Origin of the sequence: Nocardia arthritidis (assembly GCF_011801145.1) — a bacterium.
GTDB classification, from domain to species: Bacteria; Actinomycetota; Actinomycetes; order Mycobacteriales; family Mycobacteriaceae; genus Nocardia; species Nocardia arthritidis_A.
The window spans coordinates 3,753,752-3,768,856 of record NZ_CP046172.1 but is presented as its reverse complement, the minus strand read 5'-3'; the positions used below and the strand labels follow the sequence as shown (position 1 = coordinate 3,768,856).

The 15,105-nt window shown below is 68.2% G+C and carries 15 protein-coding genes; 5 read left to right on the top strand and 10 right to left on the bottom strand.

What is annotated here, in order from left to right; all coding sequences use genetic code 11:
* Positions 1 to 6: 6 nt before the first annotated feature.
* Positions 7 to 1,056, bottom strand: coding sequence for an ABC transporter permease (locus F5544_RS16960; RefSeq protein ID WP_167474086.1), 1,050 nt, complete (start codon positions 1,054 to 1,056; stop codon positions 7 to 9).
* On the bottom strand, positions 1,053 to 1,829 hold the full coding sequence (locus tag F5544_RS16955) for an ATP-binding cassette domain-containing protein (RefSeq protein WP_167474085.1): 777 nt from the start codon (positions 1,827 to 1,829) through the stop codon (positions 1,053 to 1,055). Before F5544_RS16955 ends, F5544_RS16960 begins: the two co-directional genes overlap by 4 nt.
* Before the next feature lie 412 nt (positions 1,830 to 2,241).
* Here F5544_RS16955 and F5544_RS16950 point away from each other — a divergent pair, with 412 nt between their 5' ends.
* A complete protein-coding gene (locus tag F5544_RS16950; protein WP_167474084.1) occupies positions 2,242 to 2,799 on the top strand; it encodes a Uma2 family endonuclease in 558 nt (185 codons plus the stop codon).
* Between the two features lie 27 nt (positions 2,800 to 2,826).
* Here the strand turns inward: F5544_RS16950 and F5544_RS16945 are convergent, their stop codons facing one another.
* Complete coding sequence (locus F5544_RS16945; RefSeq protein WP_167474083.1) at positions 2,827 to 3,150, bottom strand: DMT family transporter; 324 nt, start codon at positions 3,148 to 3,150, stop codon at positions 2,827 to 2,829.
* Between the two features lie 18 nt (positions 3,151 to 3,168).
* Here F5544_RS16945 and F5544_RS16940 point away from each other — a divergent pair, with 18 nt between their 5' ends.
* The gene (locus F5544_RS16940; protein ID WP_167474082.1) at positions 3,169 to 3,945 is read left to right on the top strand and encodes a hypothetical protein; all 777 of its coding nucleotides are present in this window, start codon (positions 3,169 to 3,171) and stop codon (positions 3,943 to 3,945) included.
* A 74-nt stretch (positions 3,946 to 4,019) separates the two neighbouring features.
* Positions 4,020 to 4,679, top strand: coding sequence for a hypothetical protein (locus F5544_RS16935; RefSeq protein ID WP_167474081.1), 660 nt, complete (start codon positions 4,020 to 4,022; stop codon positions 4,677 to 4,679).
* On the opposite strand, the gene argH is transcribed toward F5544_RS16935, so the two are convergent.
* From argH to F5544_RS16920, 3 genes are all read right to left on the bottom strand, one after another.
* Complete coding sequence (gene argH, locus F5544_RS16930) at positions 4,668 to 6,092, bottom strand: argininosuccinate lyase (RefSeq protein ID WP_167474080.1); 1,425 nt, start codon at positions 6,090 to 6,092, stop codon at positions 4,668 to 4,670. The genes F5544_RS16935 and argH overlap by 12 nt on opposite strands.
* Positions 6,093 to 6,107: 15 nt before the next feature.
* Positions 6,108 to 7,007, bottom strand: coding sequence for a class I SAM-dependent methyltransferase (locus tag F5544_RS16925; protein WP_167474079.1), 900 nt, complete (start codon positions 7,005 to 7,007; stop codon positions 6,108 to 6,110).
* Between the two features lie 64 nt (positions 7,008 to 7,071).
* Positions 7,072 to 8,274: an argininosuccinate synthase gene (locus tag F5544_RS16920; protein ID WP_167474078.1), complete on the bottom strand. Its 1,203-nt coding sequence runs from the start codon at positions 8,272 to 8,274 to the stop codon at positions 7,072 to 7,074.
* A 276-nt stretch (positions 8,275 to 8,550) separates the two neighbouring features.
* On the opposite strand from F5544_RS16920, the gene F5544_RS16915 reads away from it, so the two are divergent.
* Positions 8,551 to 8,703 carry a hypothetical protein gene (locus tag F5544_RS16915; RefSeq protein WP_167474077.1) on the top strand — a complete coding sequence of 51 codons (153 nt, stop codon included), beginning with the start codon at positions 8,551 to 8,553 and terminating at the stop codon, positions 8,701 to 8,703.
* On the opposite strand, the gene F5544_RS16910 is transcribed toward F5544_RS16915, so the two are convergent.
* Positions 8,696 to 9,940, bottom strand: coding sequence for an MFS transporter (locus F5544_RS16910; RefSeq protein ID WP_167474076.1), 1,245 nt, complete (start codon positions 9,938 to 9,940; stop codon positions 8,696 to 8,698). The genes F5544_RS16915 and F5544_RS16910 overlap by 8 nt on opposite strands.
* Positions 9,941 to 10,215: 275 nt before the next feature.
* Here F5544_RS16910 and F5544_RS16905 point away from each other — a divergent pair, with 275 nt between their 5' ends.
* A complete protein-coding gene (locus F5544_RS16905) occupies positions 10,216 to 10,974 on the top strand; it encodes a dienelactone hydrolase family protein (RefSeq protein WP_167474075.1) in 759 nt (252 codons plus the stop codon).
* A gap of 5 nt (positions 10,975 to 10,979) precedes the next feature.
* Here the strand turns inward: F5544_RS16905 and F5544_RS16900 are convergent, their stop codons facing one another.
* From F5544_RS16900 to F5544_RS16890, 3 genes are all read right to left on the bottom strand, one after another.
* Positions 10,980 to 12,059 (bottom strand): polyprenyl synthetase family protein, encoded by a 1,080-nt coding sequence (locus F5544_RS16900; RefSeq protein ID WP_167474074.1) that lies wholly within the window; start codon positions 12,057 to 12,059, stop codon positions 10,980 to 10,982.
* A gap of 53 nt (positions 12,060 to 12,112) precedes the next feature.
* Positions 12,113 to 13,927 (bottom strand): 1-deoxy-D-xylulose-5-phosphate synthase, encoded by a 1,815-nt coding sequence (locus F5544_RS16895; RefSeq protein ID WP_167474073.1) that lies wholly within the window; start codon positions 13,925 to 13,927, stop codon positions 12,113 to 12,115.
* A gap of 131 nt (positions 13,928 to 14,058) precedes the next feature.
* Positions 14,059 to 15,081 (bottom strand): polyprenyl synthetase family protein, encoded by a 1,023-nt coding sequence (locus F5544_RS16890; RefSeq protein ID WP_238847284.1) that lies wholly within the window; start codon positions 15,079 to 15,081, stop codon positions 14,059 to 14,061.
* Between the last annotated feature and the right edge of the window lie 24 nt (positions 15,082 to 15,105).

Below are 15,105 nucleotides of genomic sequence, written 5' to 3'. Positions count from 1 at the left end.
GAACTCCTATGCCCGGTCCCTGGCGCGGCGGCGGGCCTGGTCGAACCAGACCGCCGCCACCAAAACCACGCCGACCGCGATCGGCTGCCAGAACACCGGCACGTTCGCGATGACGAAACCCTTCTTCAGCACCGAAGGGATGAATACGCCGATCACGGTGCCGATCACCGAGCCGACACCGCCGAAAAGGCTTGTGCCACCGATCACCACACCCGCGATGGCATCCAGGTTGTCGGTGCCGTGGCCGCTGATGGTGGTGGTGCCGAAGTAGGCCAGATTCATGAAACCGGCGAGGCCGGAAAGCAATCCGGTCATCAGGTACACCAAGACCAGATGGCGGGTGACCGGGATGCCCGCCCGGCGGGCGGCCTCCGGATTGGATCCGATGGCGTAGGTGTGTCTGCCGAACTTGGTGGTGTGCAACCCCCACGCGGCCACCACGGTGACCACGGCGGCGACCAGCACCAGATTCGGCACACCGCCCAGCGCGGTGCCGAAACCCAGTGAGTCACGTAACTTTTCGGGGACGGTGCGGGTGTCGACGCCGCCGGTGATCAGCTGGGCGGCGCCGAGCGCGGCGCCGAAGGAGCCCAGCGTGACGATCAGCGGCGGAATCTTGGCCTTGGCCACCAGCAGACCGTTCACCAGACCCCAACAGCCGCCGCCCGCAACGGATATCAGGAAGCCGAGGCCGATCAGGCCCCAGCCCGCGTGGGTGGCGTCCTCGTTGGGGCTCAGCCACTCCATGGTTTTCGCGCCGACGACGCCGGAGAAGATCAGCACCATGCCCACCGACAGATCGATGCCGGAGGTGATGATGACGAACGTCATGCCGACCGAAAGCACAAGCAGCACAGCGGTTTCGATGAGCAGCGTCTGCAGGGTGAACCTGGTGGGGAACGCGTTCGGGCGCAGGATGCTGAATATGATCACGAGCAGCACCAGCACCAGGCCGATCCAGACCGTGCTCGCGCCGGTGAGCCGCTGCCAGATGGTGCGCCTCGGCAGGTCCGCGCCGCCGTTGGTTTCGACGGGATCGATGGTCTTTTCGGTCATGCCGCATCCTCCTCCTGCGACAGCGCGCCGGTCATCGCGCCGACCAGTTGTTCCAAGGTCGCGTCGGCCGCGACGAAACGGGCCACCCGGCGGCCGAGCCGCAGTACCTCGATGCGATCGGCGACCGAAAGCACCTCGGGCATATTGTGGCTGATCAGCACCACCGCGATGCCCTGATCGCGGACCCGGCGGATGACGTCGAGCACCCGTTCGCGCTGGACGACGCCGAGCGCGGCGGTCGGCTCGTCCATGAACACCACCCGGCTCGCCCACATCACCGCGCGGGCGACGGCGACGCTCTGCCGCTGCCCGCCGGACAGCGCGCCGATCGGGACGTCGATGCTCTGCAGGGTGACGCCGAGGCGGCGGAAATGTTCTACGGCTTGGGTTTTCATCGCCGACCTGTCCAGCATGCCGAGCTTGCCGAGCAGTCCGCGGCGCGGAAGTTCGCGGCCGAGGTACAGATTCGCGGCCGGGTCGAGATCGGGTGCGACCGCCAGGTCCTGGTAGACCGTCTCGATGCCGAGTTTGCGCGCGGCGGTCGGCGTGCCGAAGACCACCGGAGCACCGTCGAGCAGGATCCGTCCCCCGTCGGGCTGTTCGGCGCCCGAAAGGCATTTCACCAGAGTCGATTTGCCCGCGCCGTTATCCCCGATCAGCGCGACCACCTCGCCGGCGCGGGCCTGGAAATTGGCCCCGCGCAGCGCCTCTACCCCACCGTATCGCTTGATCAACCCCTCGGCCTCGAGCACAACACCATTATCCGAGGTCATCCGGCACATCCAGCGAGCCGCGGCTGAGCAAACGTCCAGTCCATCGGCCGATCGTACGATCGGATGTCCGATTCCCGGGACGTATTCGCGGAAATCCCCGGTTTGTTGCGTACTGTGCAGCGGAAGGGGTTGGCACCCCGGCCATTTCGCCTGGTAGACGGCGAATCAACCTGGCCGGACGACCATTTCGGAACCCACCGAGATCCGATCGTGATTTTCGGCGGGTCGCGGGAACCGAAGTGGATCGTGTCACGTCATAGACAAAAGGAATAGCCGAATCGACGCTGAGGAGGGTCTGTCCGATGAAGAACTATCGAAACCACCGAGAGGACGCCGGATGACCGTGCTGCCGCCACGACACCTGCCGATCCAGCGCGCGACATCGCCTACCACACCCAGTTACGCTGGGAGTATGAGCCCGATGGACTTCGAGGTGAGCGTCGCCGATTTCGAGCGGCTGGAACGTGCGTCGTCGGATGAAGTAAACCTCGAGCTCATCAATGGGAGGATCTACGTGGCACCTGTCCCGGACGGTGAGCACGATGAATTCATCGCCGATATCGGCGAGCAGATCCGAAACAACTGCCCTGAACTGCGATTATTACCAGAGCGCGGGCTACTTATCCCGGCTTATCGAGAGGGGCGGGCCCGGGTCGATGGCGCGGTCGCGCCGCGTGGCTACTTCCGCGATCAACCACCTTGGTCCGATCCGGCGGAGGTGTCCATGGTCGTGGAGATCACCTCCGGTCGTGAACGCGATGCGGATATAGACCGATACGAGAAGCGGTACGCGTTCGCCGACGCGTCAATTCCGACGTATCTATTGGTTGACCGGCACAAAGCCGAGGTGACGATCTTTTGGGAACCTCGTGAGGGCGACTACATCGAGAAGTTGAGCGCCAAGTTCGGGGCACCTTTGTCACTACCCGAGCCCTTCAAGTTCGATCTGGACACCGCCGTATTGCTCTGAATCGGGAGCGGGGCACGCCGACTTCGATCAGCGTGCCCCGCCCAACTCGAGTGCCAGCACACCCACGATCACCAGACCGATGCCGCCGACCTGGACCAGGCTCAGGCGCTCCTCCAGGAACAGCACGCCGATGACGGCGATCGCGGCGACGCCGACCGCGGACCAGATGCCGTAGGCGACGCCGATCGGCATGCCGCGTTTCAGTGCCTGCGAGAGGAAGAAGAAGGCGGCGCAGTAGCCGACGACGACGATCACCGATGGCGCGAGCTTGCTGAAGCCGTCGGAGAGTTTCAGCGATACGGTCGCGGTCACCTCGGAGGCAATGGCCAGCGCCAGCAGTAGCAAGGTCATTGCCGCAGCGTAGTCAGCGTGCGGGCGTTCGATGGGCACCGCGGTGTGGCCGAGGTGGGCAAGGTCACGCACAATGATGGCGGACCGGCGCGCGGGGGCGCCGAACGAGGGGGGTGTTCGATGGAGTTGATCGTCGGTGCGGTGGGTCTCGCGGTCGTCGCGGTGCTCATACTGGGGCTCGTGGCGATCCCGCTGCGGAGCCACGCCGAGTACAAACGCTTGGAAGCGCTGCGGCAGTGGGCAACCGCACGCGGGTGGAGTTTCGCGGAATCCGGCGGCGCCGAGTGGATCACCCGGATGCCCGGCACGCGTAGGCGCGGCATCGGCGCGATCATGTCCGGCCAGGTCAACGGTCGTTGGATGACGATCGCCGAATACTGGTATCTGACGGAGAAGACCGGCACCGACAGCCACGGCCGCAGCAGGACGCGCACCCACACCACCTACTACGTGGCGACTGTCGTCCACCTCGATCAATCGCATCCGCACATCGAGGTACGCACCCGCGGCGCACTGTCCCTGCTCGGCCGGGCCGTATTCGGCGAGAAGCCGACCGCGACCGGAAATCCGGTGTTCGACAAGGACTTCCGCATCCTTGCCGCGGATCCGCAATACTCCGGTTGGCTGGTGAGCAAACCGCTGATCGACGCCCACGTCGCTCGAGCCGTTCCCGAATGGTCGGTGGCGGGCAATCAGCTACTCGCCTATTACTCGGGCCGACTGCGGGATCCGGATGTCGCATACGGCCGTGGCATCGGCCTGCTCCGGGTGGCCGAACTACTCGGCCACCCGTGACTCTCCGGCTCCCGGCGGCGTCGGCGGCCATCAACGCGGTTGCGGCAGAATGATCTAGAGGACGTGTGGTGGTGATGGCGACAGCTCTGACGATCTTTTCGGTGGCGACGGCGATCGTGCTGGTGGTCGTCGCGATCCTGGCCGCCGCCCTGGCCCGGGCCGGTTCGACCAGGCGGCAGGCGCTGGAGCGGTGGGCAGCGGAGACCGGATGGCGGTACGCACCGCGATCCGATGCCGAATGGGTGGCGCGACTACCCAGGAAAAGTGTGCGCGGGCTGCGATCGACGCTGACCGGTGTGCTGGACGGGTTTCCGGTGACCGTCGCGGACTATTCGTATACGACATCGGCGAATCCCGCCGACCCCGAGGACGATTCGGCGCGGCTGACCCACCAGTGCGTGGTGGTGGCGATCACCCTGGACCGTCCGCATCCGCCGGTCACCGTCACGGTCCGCGACCAGCACACCGAGTTGGCCCATACCGGGCACCCGCCGGTGGAGACCGGGAATCCGTTGTTCGACAACAGTTTCCAGATCACCAGTGCGGATCCGGAACATGCCCGTCAGCTCGTCGGTCAACCGCTCCTCCAGGCGCATCTCGCCGGCATCGTGCCGCACTGGTCGATCACCGGCGACACCCTGCTCACCTATTTCCCCGGCAGCTTGGGCGACCCGGCCGCGATTCCGACCCTGGCCGCCCCGCTGCTCACGGTCGCCAAACTGCTAGAGCGCTGAATCCGGTTCCGCCCAGCCGCGCAATTCCACGGCGGTGGAGCGGATTTCGTCGAGCTGCTCGGCGACCCGCACACCCGCGGTGCCGCCGCGGGCATCGCGCGAGGCGATCGAGCCCTGCACGGTGAGCACCTCGCGCACCTTCGGGGTGAGCGCCGGATCGATGGCCGCGAACTCCGCGTCGGTCAGCTCGTCGAGTCCGACGCCGCGCGCCTCGGCGGCGCGCACGCACGCACCGGCCGCCTCGTGCGCCACCCGGAACGGAACACCTTGCCGGACAAGCCATTCGGCGATGTCGGTGGCGAGTGTGAAACCGGCGGGCGCGAGTTCGGCCATGCGCTCGGTGTGGAAGGTGAGCGTGCCGACCAGTCCGGCGATGGCGGGCAGCAGCAGCTCCAGCTGGGCGACCGAATCGAAGAGCGGTTCCTTGTCCTCCTGCAGATCCCGGTTGTACGCCAGCGGTTGGGCTTTCAGGGTGGCGAGCAGGCCGGTGAGGTTGCCGATGAGCCGCCCGGCCTTACCCCTGGTGAGTTCGGAGACGTCCGGATTCTTCTTCTGCGGCATGATCGACGATCCGGTCGACCACGCGTCGGCCAGCGTGATGTAACCGAATTCCGGTGTGCTCCAGATGATCACCTCTTCGGCCATGCGGCTCAGATCGACGCCGATCATGGCGAGCACGAATGCGGCCTCGGCCGCGAAGTCACGCGATGAGGTGGCATCGATCGAATTGGCCGCCGCCGCGGTGAAATCCAGTTCGGCGGCGATCGCCTCCGGGTCGAGACCGAGCGAGGAGCCGGCCAGCGCGCCGGATCCGTACGGCGACACCGCCGCCCGCTTGTCGAAGTCGCGCAGCCGGTCGATATCGCGCAGCAGCGGATGCGCGTGCGCGAGCAGGTGATGGGCCAGCAGCACCGGTTGGGCGGCCTGCAGATGCGTTTTGCCCGGCATCACCGCGTCCGGATGCGCGGCGGCCTGGGCGACCAGCGCGTCGACCACATCGAGGACCCCGGCCGCCACCCGGCGCACCGCATCGCGCAGCCACATCCGGAAAAGCGTTGCCACCTGGTCGTTTCGCGAGCGGCCCGCGCGCAGCCTGCCGCCGAGTTCGGCGCCGACCCGCTCGATCAGCCCGCGCTCCAGCGCGCCGTGCACGTCCTCGTCGGATTCGGCGGGGGTGAACGCGCCCGAATCCACGTCCGCCGCAAGCCGTTCCAGCCCGGCCAGCATGCCGGACAGGTCGGCATCGGAGAGCAGGCCCGCCTTGTGCAGCACCCGCGCGTGCGCCTTGGACGCGCGAATATCGTAGGGCGCCAACACCCAGTCGAAATGCGTCGACTTGCTCAGCGCGGCCATCGCGGCGGCCGGTCCGGCGGCGAACCGGCCACCCCAGAGCGCGCCCTCGTTGGTCCCCACGTGTACTCCTCGTCGTCAGGCCGGAAGTTCGGCGGTGATCAGATTGTGGTGCCCCAGTTCGGCCCGCGCCGTATCGGGCACCTCGCGGCCGCGCTCGGTGAGCAGCGTCACCGGGTCGCCGGATGAGATGGTCCAGCCGTGCCCGGCGAACCACTCCCGCGGATCGGAGCGGCCGTCGCTCGGGTACCACAGCGTGTCGAAATCGACCTCGATACCGAGTTGTTCCTTCAGCCGGGCCCGCCGCTGCCGCTGGTCCTCGGTCGGTCGCGGACGGTCGTGCGCGATATTGACCGCGACCCGGCTGCCGGGCGCGCTCAGCGCGACGATGTTCTCGAACAGCCGGTCCTGCGCGTCGGCGGGCAGGTAGCGCAGCAGTCCCTCGGCCAGCCACGCCGTCGGTCGTCCCGGGTCGAAACCCTTGTCCCGCAATGCCTTCGGCCAGTCCTGACGCAGGTCGACGGCGACCTCGCGGCGGTCGGCACGCGGGCGGTGCGCGGCGAGCGCGGCCGCCTTGAACTCCAGCACCTTCGGCTGATCCAGCTCGAATACCGTTGTGCCCGTTGGCCAGTCGAGCCGGTACGCGCGGGCGTCCAGCCCGGCCGCCAGGATGACGACCTGCCGGATGCCCGCCGCGCTCGCCGCGGTGAAGTACTCGTCGAAGTACAGCGTCCGCGCGACCATGAACGAACCGATCGGGCGATAGGACTCGGCGGTGGCCGCGTCTACCCGGGACCGCACCGCCGCGCCGATCCGCTGCCACGCGGGCGCACCGGTCGCGGCGACCAGTTCCGCGGCGTACGGGTCGTGGAACAGCGCGTCGGGGCGGCTGGATTCGGCCGCCCGCATGGCCGCGACACCGAGCGCGGTCGCGCCGACGCTCGTCGTGATGTCCCAGCTGTCGTCATCCGTCCGCATAGCGCTGCCGCTCCTTCTATCCGCCGATCCGATCCGACGCTACGTCCAGAGCACCGCTCGCGTACTACTTCTGGTTCAGGTCGCGGCGGGCCGCCACCTTCGACGACAGGCCGTGGATCTGCACGAACCCCTTGGCCAGCGACTGGTCGAAGGAATCGCCCTCATCGTAGGTGGCCAGGTTGAAGTCGTAGAGGGACTGCTCCGAGCGCCGGCCGTTGACCACGACATTGCCGCCGTGCAGCACCATCCGGATATCGCCGGAGACGTGCTGCTGGGTCTCGGCGACGAACGCGTCGAGCGCCCGCTTGAGCGGGGAGAACCACAGGCCGTCGTAGGCCAGCTCGCCCCAGCGCTGCTCGACCTGCCGCTTGTACCGGCCCAGCTCGCGCTCGAGGGTGACGTTCTCCAGGTTCTGGTGCGCGGCGATCAGCGCGATGGCGCCGGGCGCCTCGTAGATCTCGCGGCTCTTGATGCCGACGAGCCGGTCCTCGACCATATCCAGCCGGCCGACGCCCTGACGGCCCGCGCGCCGGTTCAGCTCGACGATGGCCTCGAGCACGGTGACCTGGCGGCCGTCGATGGCGACCGGGACGCCCTTGTCGAAGGTGACGATCAGCTCGTCGGGCGCCTCGAAGTTGACCGTCGGGTCGGTGGTGTAGTCGTAGACGTCCTTGGTCGGGGCGTTCCAGAGGTCTTCCAGGAAGCCGGTTTCCACCGCGCGGCCCCAGACGTTCTGGTCGATGGAGAACGGCGACTTCTTGGTGACGTTGATCGGCAGCGCGTTCTCCTCGGCGAACGCGATGGCCTTCTCCCTGGTCCAGGCGTAGTCGCGGACCGGGGCGATCACGTTCAGGTCGGGGGCGAGCGCGCCGATGCCGACCTCGAAGCGGACCTGGTCGTTGCCCTTGCCGGTGCAGCCGTGCGCGACTGTGCCGGCGCCGTGGAATTTGGCGGCCTCCACCAGGTGCTTGACGATGAGCGGGCGGCTGATCGCGGAGACCAGCGGGTACTGGCCCATGTACAGGGCGTTGGCCTGGATGGTGGGCAGGCAGTACTCGTTGGCGAATTCGTCGCGGGCGTCGACGACGACGGCCTCGACGGCGCCGCAGTCGATGGCGCGCTGGCGCACGACGTTCATATCCTCGCCGCCCTGGCCGAGATCGATGGCGACGGCCACCACCTCGGCGCCGGTTTCCTTACCGATCCAGCTGATCGCGACGGAGGTGTCCAGCCCACCCGAGTAGGCGAGTACGACGCGGTCGGACATGTCTTTGTGCTCCTTCGTGCCAGTAGGTCTGTGGTGGGTGCGGGCGGGGCGCGGTCCGGCGTCCCCGTCATTCGAGCGCCGCGGCGGCCCGCACGGCCTGCAAATGATTATGCATGACGATGCAAGCCCATTCACAACCGGGGGTGGGTCGCCCGCCTGACGGCCTACTGAAAAGCACGAAAGTCACTGTCCATCAAGAACATTCCGGGGGTGGGCGGGGGGCGGATGTGCGACCCTGGAGGGACAGGGATCGGGGCGGGACCAAGGACGGATGCCATGCTGAACCTCATCGCGGGCGAATTTGCCACCCTCGGCAACGACGTGTTGAACATCGGGCACGCGATCGTCGGACTCATTCAGGACATTATCAACGTCGGCACCCAGAACAGTCCGGGTCACGGCGGGGGCGGGCAGTACCCGTTCAGCTGACGGCGGGCTCATCCGACGACGCGACGGGCCGGGTTGTCCGCGCCGAACGGGCGCGGTCGAGCAGCACGAGCGGAACGGCGAGCACGGCCAGCACGATGCCGATCCAGTAGACCGACGTCAGGGCGGCGCCTCCGGTGAAGGCCGCGGCCGCGAGCACCGGCGTGAGACTGATGCCCAATTGGAAGGACGATACGTTGGCGGCGCCCGCGACGGTCGGGGCGTCGGCCGCGATGGCGAATACCCGGCCGTAGAGAGCCGGGTTGAGCACGAAGGCGGCTACCCCTATGAGAAGTACGGCGGGCGCGACAACCCAGATCTGTTCGATCGCCACCACCAGTACCACCGACAGCGCGATGATGCCGACCGCGCCGATGTTCAGCGCGAGGTGCGGCCGCCGATCAGAAATCCGCCCACCGATGGATAGTCCGACGAATGCGCCCAGCCCGAACAGCGCGAGTATCGCCGGAATCCAGACCTCGGGGATCGCGGTGATGTCGTCGAGCATTGCCGCCAGGTAGTTGAACGAGATCATGTACGACGCCGTGGTCAGGATGGTGATCGCGAATACGACCCACAGCGCCGGTTTCCGCATCGTGGCGAGTTCCCGCGACAGGCTCGTCCCGGGATCTTCCGTCGGCGCACCGGCGGGCAATCCGACAACACATCCGATGGCACCGATAAGTGTGAGAACTACGATGGCCCAGAATCCGCCGCGCCACTGGGTGAAGTGGCTGAGCAGTGTTCCGGCCGGACCGCCCGCGACCATCGCGACGCTGAGCCCGCTCACCACGACTCCGGACGCGCGCGCATTGCGGTCGGGAGTGACCAGGCTGATCGCGGTCACCGAAGCGACAGCGAAGAATCCGGCGTATGCGAGACCGCAGACGACCCTGGTGACCAGGAGAAGCGGATAGCCGCCGAGCAATCCGACGGCGACGCCGGCCGCGAAGACCACCTGCGTCAGAACCAGGGTGGTTCGGCGCGGCCAACGCAGGCTCAGCACGGCGAAGATCGGCCCACCGACGACAACGCCCAGCGCGAACGCGGTGATCAACATCCCGGCCGCGGCGAGCGTGACATCGAGATCGACGGCGACCGCGGGCAGCACGCCCGCCAACAGGAACTCCGCGCTGCCCATGGCGAACAGGCTGAACCCGAGCAGATATACACCGGCGGGCAGGCCGCCGCCCCGGGATGCGTCTGCCGAGCTGGTTGTCGTACTTACTGTCACGTCCATTCGGACCACCTCCGGACGGCAGCATCGACAGCGCGGACGACATCGCCGAATTCTGTTGCCGAAAGCGGGATTCCGTAACGGGCCTGCGTCGGGCTCACCTGGACGCCGCTGGGCGTGGCGTGCGCCGATGAATGCGGCCGACGGTCTGTTCGCGCGGGAGGTGGGCTCGGCCCGCGCGGGCGGTCGCGGCCGTTCCGGCGACCGGTAGTGTGATCGAGTTGGCCGATTCCGAATCGAGCATTCCGAAAAGGTCGACACGACAGAAGGATTCAACTATGACCGCACTGCATGGTATGTCCGTCGACATTCAGACACGCGATGGCGTCGCCGACGCATATGTTGTACACCCCGACGATGGCGCCGCCCATCCGGGAGTGCTCGTGATTCAGGACGGTTTCGGATTACGGCCCGCCCTGCGATCGCTGGCCGATCGCATTGCCGCCCACGGCTACACCGTTCTGCTGCCGAACGCCTTTTACCGGCACGGGCGTGCGCCGGTGATCGAGTTGCCGGACTTCATCGACCCGGCGCAGCGGCCGGAGCTCTTCCAGCAGATCATCCCCATGATCGTCGAGCTGACACCGGAGGTCCTGCGTGCCGACGTCGGCGCCTACCTCACGTGGCTGGCGGAGTCGCCGCTGGTCACCCCGGGTAAGGTCGGCGTCACCGGCTATTGCATGGGTGCGCGGCTGGCGGTACTCACCGCGGCCATGTTCCCCGATCGGGTCGGGGCGGTGGCCGGATTCCATGGCGGACCATTCGTCACCGACACCCCGGACAGCCCGCACCTGATCGTCGGAAATATCACGGCGGAGCTGTATCTCGCGCACGCGGGCGAGGACCACCACATGACCCCGGAGCACATCGCCCAGTTCGACAAGGCACTCGACGCCGCGGGCGTCCGCTACCGCACCGAGGTCTACGAGGGCGCCCACCACGGCTACACCCAGGCCGATACCTCCGCATACGACGCCGAATCCGCCGAACGGCACTACCGCGAACTGCTGGCCCTGTTCGACCGCAATCTGCGGTAGTGCCTTCACGAGGCCCTGGCGACAATGGCGTCGGCGGTGGCCCGCAGCGCCGCGATCGCCGCGGCCGGGAACGGCGCCTTGTCCAGTGCCCGCTGCACCCGCAGCCAACGCTCCCTGATCAACTGCTCGACCTCGGTGCGGGCGGTGACGGCGAGGATTTCGCGGCAGATGGCGGCGCCGCGCTCGTCCAGCCGCCGATTGCCGACCAGGCCGCGCAGCCGTGCGGCCTGGTCGGCGTCCGCGTTGCGCAGCGCGAGCGCGAGCAGGGCGGTGTGCTTGCCCTCGCGCAGGTCGTCGACGATCGACTTCCCGGTTCGCGCCGGATCGCCGAAGACGCCCAGCAGATCGTCCTGTAGCTGGAACGCCTCCCCCAGCGGCCGGGCGTAGGCCGAAAGAGCTTCGCACACATCGGATCCCGCCCCGGCCAGGACCGCGCCGAGCTGCAGCGGCCGCTCCACGGTGTACGCGGCGGTCTTGTACCGGATGATCTCCAGCGCCTGGTCCAGGTCGGCCGTGGGGTGCCCGGTGGTGAGCAGATCCAGGTACTGGCCGTAGTTGACCTCCGAACGCATCGCGTCGAGCACCGGCGCCGCCGCGGCCAGTTGCTCCGCGGAAAGCCCTGCCGTGTGCAGCAATTCGTCGGACCAGACGAGGGCGAAATCGCCGATGAGGATGGCGGCGCTGGTGCCGAACAGGTCCGCGGCCGCGGCATCGCGCGCGGTGCGGTTGCGGTCGGCCGCCGCCCGGTGCACCGTCGGCTGGTCGCGGCGGGTGTCGCTGTTGTCGATGATGTCGTCGTGGATCAGCACGGCGGCGTGGAACATTTCCAATGCGGCCGCCGCCCTGATGATTTCGTTCGGCAGCTCGCCGCCGCCCGCGGCGTGCCAGCCGAATGCGCACAGCAGCGGGCGGATTCGCTTACCGCCCGCGAACAGGAACGAGCGCACCGCGTCGGTGACATCGCCGGGCAGCCCGCTGGCCGTGCCCGCGCGCGTCTTGCGTTCCAGGAATTCGTAGAGGGCATTGTCCACCCTCGCGCGAATCACGGTGCGGTCCAGCGGGTTCGTACCAACGGTTGCGGTCATGATACGGCCTCCGGTTCGGTGTTTTCGGTCAGGGTCGTGGCTTCCTGGAGCGGTTATCGCACCTCCCGATACGTGCCGAGCCGTCCCGCGCCCGCGCTCAACACCGCGCTCAGGATGCTGCCCGGGGTCAACCCGGCGGCGGCGAGCAGCTCGGATCTGTTGCCCTGCTCCAAGAATCGGTGCGGCAGCCCGAGCGCGCGCACCGGGACGCGCTGGCCCGCCTCGGCCAGCGCACGGGTGAGCGCGGCGCCGATGCCGCCCGCGCGGGTGTTGTCCTCCGCGACGACGACCAGCCGATGGCATCCGGCCGCCGCGACCAGCCGCTCCGAAATCGGCAGGACCCAGCGGGGATCGACCACGCTGGCGGCGATGCCCAGCTCGCGCAGCCGCGCCGCGACGTCCAGGCAGGGACCGGCCAGCGGGCCGATCGCTACCAGCAGCACGTCCCGCCCGTCGGCGCGGTGCAGCACGTCCAGTCCACCGTCGCGTTCCAGCGCCGGAATATCGTGTCCCACCGAGGCTTTCGGGAAGCGGACGGCGGTCGGGCCGCGCCAGTCGGCGACCGCCTCGCCGACCAGCTCGCGCAGCCGTGCGGCGTCGCGCGGCGCGGCGACCCGGATACCGGGCACGGTGGCGAACAGGCTCAGATCCCACATGCCGTGATGACTCGGGCCGTCCGGCCCGGTGACCCCGGCCCGGTCGAGTACCAGGGTGACCGGCAACCGGTGCAGTGCGATATCCAGCAGCAGTTGATCGAAGGCGCGATTGAGGAAGGTGGAGTACACCGCGACCACCGGATGCAGTCCGGCCGTTGCCAATCCGGCCGCACTGGCCATCGCGTGCTGTTCGGCGATGCCGACGTCGTAGCAGCGCTGCGGGAACCGCTCGGCGAAACGGGCCAGGCCGGTGGGCCCCGGCATGGCGGCGGTGATGGCGACGACATCGGCGCGTTCGGCGCCGATCCGAACCAGCTCCTCGGCGAAAATATCGGTCCACGCAACAGATTTCGCCGCCGCACCGCCCCGAGGGCCGGTGCTGTGCATCCGCTCGGCGTCGGTGCCGGCGGGCGGATAGCCCTTACCCTTGACCGTCACGGCGTGCACGACCACCGGGCCGCCCAGCCTTTTCGCCCGGCGCAGCGCGGACTCCAGCGCGCCGATATCGTGACCGTCCACCGGACCCAGATAGGCGAAACCCAACTGCTCGAACAGATTCGGGCCCATGGCGCGGCCCTCGCGCAACCGGGCCAGGTGTTCGGCGATGGCACCCGCGGTCGGCGAGTACGAAAGGCCGTTGTCGTTCAGCACCACGATCACCGGCCGGTGCGGTGCGGCGCCGATATTGTTCAACGCCTCGTACGCCATACCACCGGTGAGCGCGCCGTCACCGACGACGGCGACCACCGCCCGGTCCCGGCAGCCCTGCAGCGCACGGGCTTTCGCGATGCCATCGGCATAGCCGAGCGCGGCCGACGCATGGCTGTTCTCGATGACGTCGTGCGCGGATTCGTTCCGGCTCGGATAGCCGGACAGGCCGCCGGGCCGCCGCAGCCCGCGCACGAAACCGTCTTTCCGCCCGGTCAGGATCTTGTGCGCGTACGCCTGATGCCCGGTATCGAAAAGTATGGTTTCCCTGGGTGATTCGAAGACGCGATGCAGTGCGATGGTGAGCTCGACGACGCCGAGGTTCGGGCCGAGATGGCCGCCGGCGCCGAGCACGGTGTCGATGATCAACTCGCGGATCCGATCGGCCAGCGCGGGCAGCAGGTCCGCGGGCAGGCGGCGTAGTTCCTCGGGGCAGCGGACGCGGCCGAGCGGATCGAGCTCGGCAGGTGCGGTCAGGGTGGAAACGGGGGTCGGTGCGATCATGGTGTGCGCCAATCGGGTACGGCCGGACACGATCCGTCGAGCCCGGCCGGTGAATGCGGAGGCGAAAAGGTTCTCCTTTGCTGCGACGGATACGTGCGATTCAGGAGCCGGTGGGCCTGCGCGTCGATGCGCTAGGCACACCGGTGCGCGACCAGGTACGCGAGTGCGATCAAATCCGCTGCGGCCGACCGGTCCGGGAGCGCGGCGATCGCGGCCGCCACCCGCTCGTCGGCCACCCGCCGGGTCAGCTGTCGGCCGCCCGCCAGCTCGATCAGCGCGGCGGCGCGGGCGATATCCGGTGCGGACAGCGATTTTTCGGACCGATACAGGTTCGCCAATTCCCGCGCGGCGGGCGTTCCGGAGCGCAGGGCCGCGACCACCGGCAGCGAAAGTTTGTGGTGGGCAAGATCATTGGTCGGCTTGCCGCTGACCTCGGGATCGCCCCAGATACCGATCAGATCGTCGATGAATTGAAAGGCGAGACCGAGGTTGCGGCCGAAACGGTCCAGCGCGGCGATGACGGAATCGCCCGCGCCCGCGCACAGCGCGCCCATGGCGCAGGCGCAGCCCATGAGCGCGCCGGTCTTGCCGAGCGCCATCCGCTCACAGTCGGAAATATCCCAATCGGTTTTGCTGCAGCAATCCAGGTACTGGCCGCGGCACAACTCGACCACCGTCCGCTCCAGCCGATCGATCGCGGCGGCGGCGAGCGCGGCGGGCAGCTGCTGTGCCAGCACCTGCCCGGCCAACGCGTGCAGCGCGTCGCCGACCAGCACGGCATTGGTTGTCCCCCAGACCTTCCACACCGCGGGCCTGCCGCGGCGGTTCTCGTCCGCGTCCATCACATCGTCGTGCACCAGGGTGAAGTTGTGCACCAACTCCACCGCGGCGGCCGCGGGCGTCGCGGCCGTCGGCAGCGCACCGCATGCGGTGGCCGCCGCGATGGCCAGCGCGGGCCGCAGTGCCTTGCCGGAGTCCGCGTTGGTCGCCGCGCCGCGCGCATCCCACCAGCCGAAGTGATATCCGGCCATGCGCCGCAACGGTTCCGGGAGTGCGCCGACGGATTCGCGCAGCACCGGCTCGAGAATCGTCCTGGCCCGCGCGAGGAGTTCGGCAGGCCGGTGCTGCGGTCCAGACGAGGTTGCGGTGGTCACGGTCGACCTTCTTTCCGCGGAGTC

What these genes read in the sequence shown, in the direction of transcription:
- F5544_RS16960 (WP_167474086.1), bottom strand. Translation starts at nt 1,056, where the DNA reads ATGACCGAAAAGACCATCGATCCCGTCGAAACCAACGGCGGCGCGGAC.
- F5544_RS16955 (WP_167474085.1), bottom strand. Translation starts at nt 1,829, where the DNA reads ATGACCTCGGATAATGGTGTTGTGCTCGAGGCCGAGGGGTTGATCAAG.
- F5544_RS16950 (WP_167474084.1), top strand. Translation starts at nt 2,242, where the DNA reads ATGAGCCCGATGGACTTCGAGGTGAGCGTCGCCGATTTCGAGCGGCTG.
- F5544_RS16945 (WP_167474083.1), bottom strand. Translation starts at nt 3,150, where the DNA reads ATGACCTTGCTACTGCTGGCGCTGGCCATTGCCTCCGAGGTGACCGCG.
- F5544_RS16935 (WP_167474081.1), top strand. Translation starts at nt 4,020, where the DNA reads ATGGCGACAGCTCTGACGATCTTTTCGGTGGCGACGGCGATCGTGCTG.
- F5544_RS16925 (WP_167474079.1), bottom strand. Translation starts at nt 7,007, where the DNA reads ATGCGGACGGATGACGACAGCTGGGACATCACGACGAGCGTCGGCGCG.
- F5544_RS16920 (WP_167474078.1), bottom strand. Translation starts at nt 8,274, where the DNA reads ATGTCCGACCGCGTCGTACTCGCCTACTCGGGTGGGCTGGACACCTCC.
- F5544_RS16915 (WP_167474077.1), top strand. Translation starts at nt 8,551, where the DNA reads ATGCTGAACCTCATCGCGGGCGAATTTGCCACCCTCGGCAACGACGTG.
- F5544_RS16910 (WP_167474076.1), bottom strand. Translation starts at nt 9,940, where the DNA reads ATGGACGTGACAGTAAGTACGACAACCAGCTCGGCAGACGCATCCCGG.
- F5544_RS16905 (WP_167474075.1), top strand. Translation starts at nt 10,216, where the DNA reads ATGACCGCACTGCATGGTATGTCCGTCGACATTCAGACACGCGATGGC.
- F5544_RS16900 (WP_167474074.1), bottom strand. Translation starts at nt 12,059, where the DNA reads ATGACCGCAACCGTTGGTACGAACCCGCTGGACCGCACCGTGATTCGC.
- F5544_RS16895 (WP_167474073.1), bottom strand. Translation starts at nt 13,927, where the DNA reads ATGATCGCACCGACCCCCGTTTCCACCCTGACCGCACCTGCCGAGCTC.